The sequence below is a fragment of the Neobacillus sedimentimangrovi genome, assembly GCF_010614825.1.
In the GTDB taxonomy this organism is placed as follows: Bacteria; Bacillota; Bacilli; order Bacillales; family Cytobacillaceae; genus Neobacillus; species Neobacillus thermocopriae.
Genome location: NZ_JAAFZF010000078.1, coordinates 1 through 7,399, shown reverse-complemented (window position 1 = coordinate 7,399; position 7,399 = coordinate 1). Strand labels below are relative to the sequence as shown.

Sequence of the window (7,399 nt, the reverse complement as noted above, 5' to 3'; positions counted from 1 at the left end):
TGGCGGATTGCCTGCAGTCCCATTCTACACAAAACCCTCGACAACTCCTATTGGAAGCGTCGAGGGTTAAGAAGTCTATTCGAAAGATATCAAGCACTACGTCATACTTAATTGAACCGCCGTATACCGAGCGGTACGTACGGTGGTGTGAGAGGTCGGGGGTTAGTCACCCCCTCCTACTCGATTTGCGATAAAAGTGTGATGTAAGAACCTAGTAATCGGAAGATAACAAGTATTTTGGCCCCGTACTTCTCAGAAATACTACTCATCCGATAGGAATACGGTTAGCAAATTTCTATTCAAACTGAAATAAGTCACTAGAAAGATATCTTTCACCGGTGTCGCAAGCGATGCAAACAACGACCTCGTCCGGGGTCAGTCTTTTTGCCACTTGAAGTGCAGCATAGCAGGCAGCACCCGATGAAGGACCGACAAGAATTCCTTCCTCTTTTGCTAATCTCCGGGAAATATCATAGGCATCCTCATCAGAAATTTGGAAAATCTCATCATAAATATTTTGATTTAAGATTTTTGGAATAAAGCCAGGGCTTGTTCCAACAAGTTTATGTTTTCCGGGTTTACCGCCAGACAATACAGGTGAACCTTTTGGCTCAACCACATGGACGGTTAATCCTTTAAAATGTTCTTTTAATTTTTCGCCTGTTCCGGTAATAGTCCCGCCGGTACCGGCCGTTGCTACAAAAGCAGCTAAAGGTTTTCCGATTTCTTTCATCGCTTCTATAATTTCAATGGCAGTTGTATGACGGTGTGCATTCGGATTGGCTTGATTTTCAAATTGCATTGGAATAAAACTATTTGGAATTTCTTTGGCTAATTCTTCTGCCTTCCTAATGGCACCGGGCATTTTTTGATCACCTGGTGTCAACACTACTTCCGCACCATATGCTTTCAATATATTAATCCGTTCCTGAGTCATTGTATCAGGCATCACAATAATTGCCTTATACCCTCGAGCTGCTGCATTCATTGCAAGGCCGATGCCCGTATTGCCACTGGTTGGCTCAATAATTGTTGAACCTTTCTTCAATATCCCTTTCTTTTCTGCTTCAAAAATCATATTAAAGGCGGCGCGGTCTTTTACACTTTTGCTTGGATTAAAAAATTCTAGCTTTAAATAAACCGAAGCTCCATCTTGAGGAGCGATTCGATTTAACTTTACTAAAGGAGTATCTCCGATTAAATCAGCCATATTGTTGACGACTTTCATGTTTGGCACAGTCCTTTCTTTCCTAGTTAATTATTATGATAAAAAAATTTTTATACAAAGTAAAAATATTCTTTGTCTGAAACTAGATACAATTAGGTGAAAATAGAATAAAATTGAGAAAAGGATGGATAAGAATGGAACATAAGACACATTTTTTCTTCGCTCTAAAAATACCTGAAGAAACGAAATTAAAGATAAAAGATCATATGGAAAAATTAAAGGCTGAACTCCCCTTCTGCCGGTGGGTACATTATCAGGACTTGCATATTACTTTGGCTTTCTTGGGTGCCGCTCCTGAAGAGAAACTAAAAGCAGCAATATCCAATGTTAAGGTGGCTTTACAGGGACAAACTGCCTTTCTATTAAAAATTAATCAGCTAGGAATTTTTGGAATGGAAGCAGCTCCCCGTGTTTTCTGGGCAGATACGGAGGAGAGTAAGGAGCTTATAGTAATTAGAAAGAAAGTGTATGAAGCATGTGAAAAGGCAGGATTTCAATTGGAAACTCGCCCCTTCCGCCCGCACATAACATTAGCAAGAAAATGGAGGAAGGAAACGCCGTTCCAGAAAGAATTGCTTGAAATCTGGGGAAAACTGCAACCTGAACCATTACCTTTTCAGGCAGAAGAAGTGGTGTTATATCAAACACACCTCCATCAAACGCCTAAATATGAAGTTATTCAAGCGTTTCCATTAAAAACGGAATGAAGGTTGATTTTATGCAGGAAATTTACTTTATTATCAATCCTAGTGCAGGAAACGGCCGATGCCTGATCATATGGAAAAAAATTGAACAAACTCTAATACAAGAGAATATACACTATCTCGCATTTTTTACAGAATATGGGGGGCATGCTACAAAAATAGCTAGTCAAATTGCTGCCATTAATGATCATCCAAAGCTTGTCATTGTCGTTGGTGGGGATGGAACACTGCATGAAGTATTGAACGGGATTACAAATCATAAAAATATAAAAATAGGATTAATCCCTGGGGGTTCTGGAAATGATTTTTCGCGGGAGTTTCAAATACCACAAGATCCATTGGACGCTTTAAAAGTACTCCTTCGATTAAGAAAAGAAAGGCCAGCTTTTATCGATATAGGAAAAATAATGTTTCAAGATGATACTGAGCATTATTTTATAAATAATATGGGTGCGGGTTTTGATGCGCTCGTTGCCTATAAGGTCAATCATTCAAAAGTTAAATTCATACTTAATAAACTAGGATTTGGACGCTTGGTTTATGTATACTTTTTACTAAAAGAATTATTCCTGTATAAAACTAATACGATCGATTTAATGATAGATGGTACTAAGTCTACCTTTAAACAAACTTGGTTTGTTACCATTTCAAATCAACCTTATTATGGCGGTGGCATGAAGATTGCTCCAAATGCAGAACCAGATGATGGTCTGTTGGATATTACTGTTGTTTATAAGTTATCACGAATAAAGCTGCTACTAGTTTTTATGACCGTTTTTTGGGGGAAACATATACACTTTAAGGAAGTGAAAACCTTTAGAGGTAAAACCATCACGATCCAATCCAGATCTACCATGTTTGTTCATGGAGATGGGGAATTTATTGGCTACACACCATTACATGTTGATATTCAATGCAAAGGGATACAGATATTAACGAGAAGGCAACCAAAAGAAGATGCAGACTGGAAAGCGAGGGACACGTATGATATCCACTGAACGGTTGTTTTTCGCCTATTTGGATGAGATGGCTACTATTACAATATTAATGCCCCTGTCTTATCATCATGGATTATCATCCTCGTTTACCATCACACAGGGAAGTTTGAAGAGTCCATTAACCATTGTAAATCGGGTTCAAATTGAAAACTATCAAAAATATACTTGTAAGTTGAACGAAGAATTTTGTTTTGGTACGCAATATTGGGTGTTGGATGAACATGGAGGACAAACTGACCTTCAAATTGGAGCTATTATTAGAACAGAGGAATTTGATAAAAAATTTTATTATGAAGGAAATGACCTAGGTGTAATTTATTCAACCATTGAATCAGGTTTTAAACTTTGGGCCCCCACAGCCACTCAAGTAAAACTGAAACTGCGGAACCCAAAGACGAAATATTCCGAGATTATCAAGATGAAACGTGAAGATGTGGGAGTATGGTCTGTAGTTGTTCGAAAAAATTTGGAGTACTATCATTATAGTTATCTTGTTCAAGTAAATCAGGAGTGGCGCGAAGTGGTGGATCCATATGTGAAAGCGGTATCTGCTAATGGAGATATGGGGGTGATTGTAGATCTTAATAAAACAAGAAGAGAAAAGCCTGTTCTTCCCCCCTTAGAAAATCCAGTTGATGCTATTATCTATGAAACACATATTCGAGATTTTACTATTCATCCAAATAGCGGTGTTGGACATAAAGGACTTTATTTAGGTGTTGCAGAACGTGGTACAAGATCAGCAAATGGTGAACTTACTGGGTTATCTTATGTAAAGGATTTGGGAGTGACCCATATTGAATTCCTTCCGTTTAATGATTTTGCCGGTGTGGATGAATTAAACCCTCTTAGTAAATACAATTGGGGATATAACCCCATTCACTTTAATGCACCTGAAGGCAGTTATTCAACTGATCCCTCAGATCCGTATGCACGTATTCATGAATTGAAAGAAATGATTCATCAGATTCACGAAGCTGGGCTTCGGGTTATCATGGATGTAGTTTATAACCATGTCTATATACGTGAGGAATCTTCTTTTGAAAAAATACTCCCTGGCTATTATTTTCGTCATAATGAGATGGGTTTACCATCAAATGGTACAGGAGTAGGAAATGATATTGCTTCAGAGAGGAGGATGGTGAGGAAATTTATTGTGGACTCGGTTGAGTTTTGGCTGAAGGAATATCATGTTGACGGGTTCCGTTTTGATTTAATGGGAATTTTGGATGTAGAAACGATGAATGAGGTCCGGAAAGTTTGTGATCGACTAGGTAATGATATCCTAATTATTGGAGAAGGCTGGAACTTGAATACCCCGCTACCTTTACAGAAAAAAGCCAATATCGCAAATCAAGCGAAACTTCCTTCCATTGGTCAATTTAATGATCAATTTCGAGATTCTATTAAGGGTAGTACATTTAATTTGCACGATAAGGGCTATGCCTTTGGGAATAAACATTATTTCGAAGCAGCTGTAGAGGCTATAATGGGCAGTGTCGGTTTTCACAAACGATCCAAAAGAATATTTAATGAACCCTTTCAATCTGTGAATTATATTGAGTGTCATGATAATCATACTTTATGGGATAAAATTGAGGCTTGTCTTCCAAATGTGGATGAAGAGATTCGCATGAAAATTCACCGACTTGCTACTGGTATTGTCTTACTGTCACAGGGAATCCCATTTCTTCATAGCGGTCAGGAATTTTTAAGAACAAAAGAAGGAGACAGCAATAGCTATCAATCACCTGATTCCATAAACCAGCTTGACTGGGATCGAAAAAGTAAATATAAAGAAAATGTGAACTATATTAAAGGATTGATACAAATCCGTAAGGCTTATTCTTGCTTTCGAATGAGGAAGACAGTTGATATACAAAATAGAATCCGCCTATTACCTTTAGTGGAACCCCTTTTGGGAGCCTTATATCTTGGGGAACAGGAGGAAATGATCTTATTAATAAATCCCACTGCCAATCACCATTTTATTTCAATCCCTAAGGGAGAATGGTTAGTGTTAGCTGATTCCGATCAAGCATCAACCGTTCCTACGAGAATGGTTCAGGGTGGCGGGATACAAATGGAGCCTATATCCTTAAATGTATTATTAAAAAAATAGTTGTTGAAGATTACTTGACGAAAATTGTCTACCCGAGATAAAATTTATAAAGATGGCTATTGTAGAAAAAGTTTCAATAGCTTTTTTTTGTTTACAAAATCATTTGTAAAACCTTCTCTATACAGGTTTTACTTCAAATATGGATGGGCCCTCATAATAGGCACCATTAGAACGGCATAAGTTGAAGGTGAACAGTTTTGGAACATATATTAGGACAAGAATGGGAAATTATCCCTGCTGGAGGCGCCACAGGAGAAGCCTTTTATGCACGATATGAAGACCAAAGGCTTTTTTTAAAGCGGAATTCTTCGCCGTTTCTTGCGGTGCTTTCGGCTGAGGGCATCGTCCCAAAGCTTGTTTGGACGAAACGGTTGGAAAACGGCGATGTGATAACCGCGCAGCAATGGCTTGAAGGCCGGGAACTAAAACCGTCTGAAATGAACAAGGAGCAGGTTGCTAAACTTTTAAAAAAAATCCACCGTTCAGAACCTATGGTGGGTATGTTGAGCAGGCTGGAAAAATCACCGTTGGACCCTGAAACGATTTTTCAAACGGTATTAAATGAATTAGATGAGGAACTGCTCAACCTGCCGGAAGTTCAGAAAACAATCCATTTTTTAAAAAAAGAAGTGAAGAATATATACAGTGAGGAAAAAGTGGTCTGCCATGGTGATGTAAATCATAACAACTGGCTGCTCACAGAAGACAACCAGTTGTATTTAATTGATTGGGACGGGGCTATGATTGCGGATCCAGCAATTGACTTGGGAATGCTTCTATATTTGTACATCCCTGAAGAAAAATGGCAAGAGTGGCTCATGATGTATGGTGAAAAGCTAACCGACCATTTAAAGTTGAGAATGAAATGGTATGTGGCGCTTCAAACCCTTTCTTCCATTCAATGGCATAAAAATAAAAATCGATTAGATGAAATGAATAAGTGGATTGCATTTTTAAATGAAATCATGTAATTAAGAGAACTGGTCGATTTCATTTACCCATTGTGACAGATTCCCTTGATGATTGGTAATATGCTGATCCAAGTCCGCCGTTCCGGCACCTGTTTGGCTATATTGATAAACCTCCTGCAAAATGTTTTTCATATTTTGACTGACTTCTGTATTAACCATAAGCGATTTGACAAGACGTTCCAATTGTTCACACTCGGCCACGGTTCCACAGCAATCGGTTTGATGATTATTTAATATGTCCTTAAGCAATGTCACTTGGTGATTATAACTTAACGGCATGAGAGCACACCCTTTCAAGTTGGAATTTAAAAAGGAATTCACAGTTAGGTTGTGGATTCTTTTTTTGTTTATACATTTATGTAACCATCCATTATAACGAATACTAATAACAATTATTGTAATAGGAGTGTCAAAATGAGATTAAGAAATAAACCTTGGGCCAAAGAAAAAATTGAAAGTTATCCGCAATATATTGTCCCAAATCCTGAAAATTTTAAAGGAAAATGGCATAAAGTATTTCATAATGAACAACCGCTTCATATTGAGGTTGGGACAGGTAAGGGACGGTTTATAACAGAAATGGCAAAAGCCAATCCCCATATTAATTATATCGGAATAGAATTATATGACAGTGTCATTGTGACGGCATTAGATCGTTTGATTGAAGCAGATTTGCCAAATTTAAGATTGTTAAATGTTAATGCAGCAGATTTGGACAAATATTTTGCAAAGAATGATGTAGAACGCGTGTATTTAAATTTTTCCGATCCATGGCCAAAAAAACGCCATGAAAAAAGAAGATTAACCTATAAGGATTTTCTTAAACTTTACGAGTCCATTCTTGTTGATGGTGGTGAAATCCACTTCAAAACAGACAATCAGGGACTTTTTGAATATTCGTTAATGAGTTTTTCTGCTTACGGAATGTTGTTGAAATATATTAGCCTTGATCTTCATAATAGTGATTTTGAAGGCAATATCATGACAGAATATGAACAGAAATTCTCCGAAAAAGGAAACCGTATTTATCGTTGTGAAGTGAAATATCAAAATTAAGTTTACGTGGGCTGACCCAAAAAGGTCGTTAAAATCGACTTTTTTGGGTCAGCCTTTTTGATAAGGTAGATATTATTTGTTTGGAATAAAAAGCTGCAAAAAAATAAAAATCAACAGAAGAGATATAGAATATACGGCTCTATAATAAATGTTGGGGTTTTCATACAATTTTGGTCAAAAAAAAGACACGCAACCCCGTCATTCTTTTATACTTGAATTGTCCAGAAACAAGCAAAAAGAATGGAGTTGCGTGTACTATGAATTCTATCATGAATATCCCAGGATTAAAAGGCTGTCAGGTGATAAAAATGGAGGAGCGT

The 7,399-nt window shown here is 37.5% G+C and carries 7 protein-coding genes; 5 read left to right on the top strand and 2 right to left on the bottom strand.

Annotation, left to right across the window (positions count from 1 at the left end; translation table 11 throughout):
• Nucleotides 1-295: 295 nt before the first annotated feature.
• Nucleotides 296-1,228 (bottom strand): cysteine synthase A, encoded by a 933-nt coding sequence (cysK, locus tag GZA11_RS15850; RefSeq protein ID WP_163184367.1) that lies wholly within the window; start codon nt 1,226-1,228, stop codon nt 296-298.
• Between the two features lie 134 nt (nt 1,229-1,362).
• Here cysK and thpR point away from each other — a divergent pair, with 134 nt between their 5' ends.
• From thpR to GZA11_RS15830, 4 genes are all read left to right on the top strand, one after another.
• Nucleotides 1,363-1,935: an RNA 2',3'-cyclic phosphodiesterase gene (gene thpR / locus GZA11_RS15845; RefSeq protein WP_163184366.1), complete on the top strand. Its 573-nt coding sequence runs from the start codon at nt 1,363-1,365 to the stop codon at nt 1,933-1,935.
• 11 nt (nt 1,936-1,946) lie between these two features.
• Nucleotides 1,947-2,930, top strand: coding sequence for a diacylglycerol/lipid kinase family protein (locus tag GZA11_RS15840; protein ID WP_163184365.1), 984 nt, complete (start codon nt 1,947-1,949; stop codon nt 2,928-2,930).
• Nucleotides 2,917-5,052: a type I pullulanase gene (gene pulA / locus GZA11_RS15835; RefSeq protein WP_038536778.1), complete on the top strand. Its 2,136-nt coding sequence runs from the start codon at nt 2,917-2,919 to the stop codon at nt 5,050-5,052. The genes GZA11_RS15840 and pulA overlap by 14 nt, the downstream gene beginning before the upstream one ends.
• Nucleotides 5,053-5,249: 197 nt before the next feature.
• The gene (locus tag GZA11_RS15830; protein WP_038536776.1) at nt 5,250-6,023 is read left to right on the top strand and encodes a phosphotransferase family protein; all 774 of its coding nucleotides are present in this window, start codon (nt 5,250-5,252) and stop codon (nt 6,021-6,023) included.
• Here GZA11_RS15830 and GZA11_RS15825 read toward each other — a convergent pair whose 3' ends face one another.
• Complete coding sequence (locus GZA11_RS15825; protein WP_038536774.1) at nt 6,024-6,302, bottom strand: YtzH-like family protein; 279 nt, start codon at nt 6,300-6,302, stop codon at nt 6,024-6,026.
• Between the two features lie 135 nt (nt 6,303-6,437).
• Here GZA11_RS15825 and trmB point away from each other — a divergent pair, with 135 nt between their 5' ends.
• Nucleotides 6,438-7,079, top strand: a complete 642-nt coding sequence (gene trmB, locus GZA11_RS15820; protein WP_163184364.1) for a tRNA (guanosine(46)-N7)-methyltransferase TrmB — start codon at nt 6,438-6,440, stop codon at nt 7,077-7,079.
• The last annotated feature ends 320 nt before the right edge of the window (nt 7,080-7,399 follow it).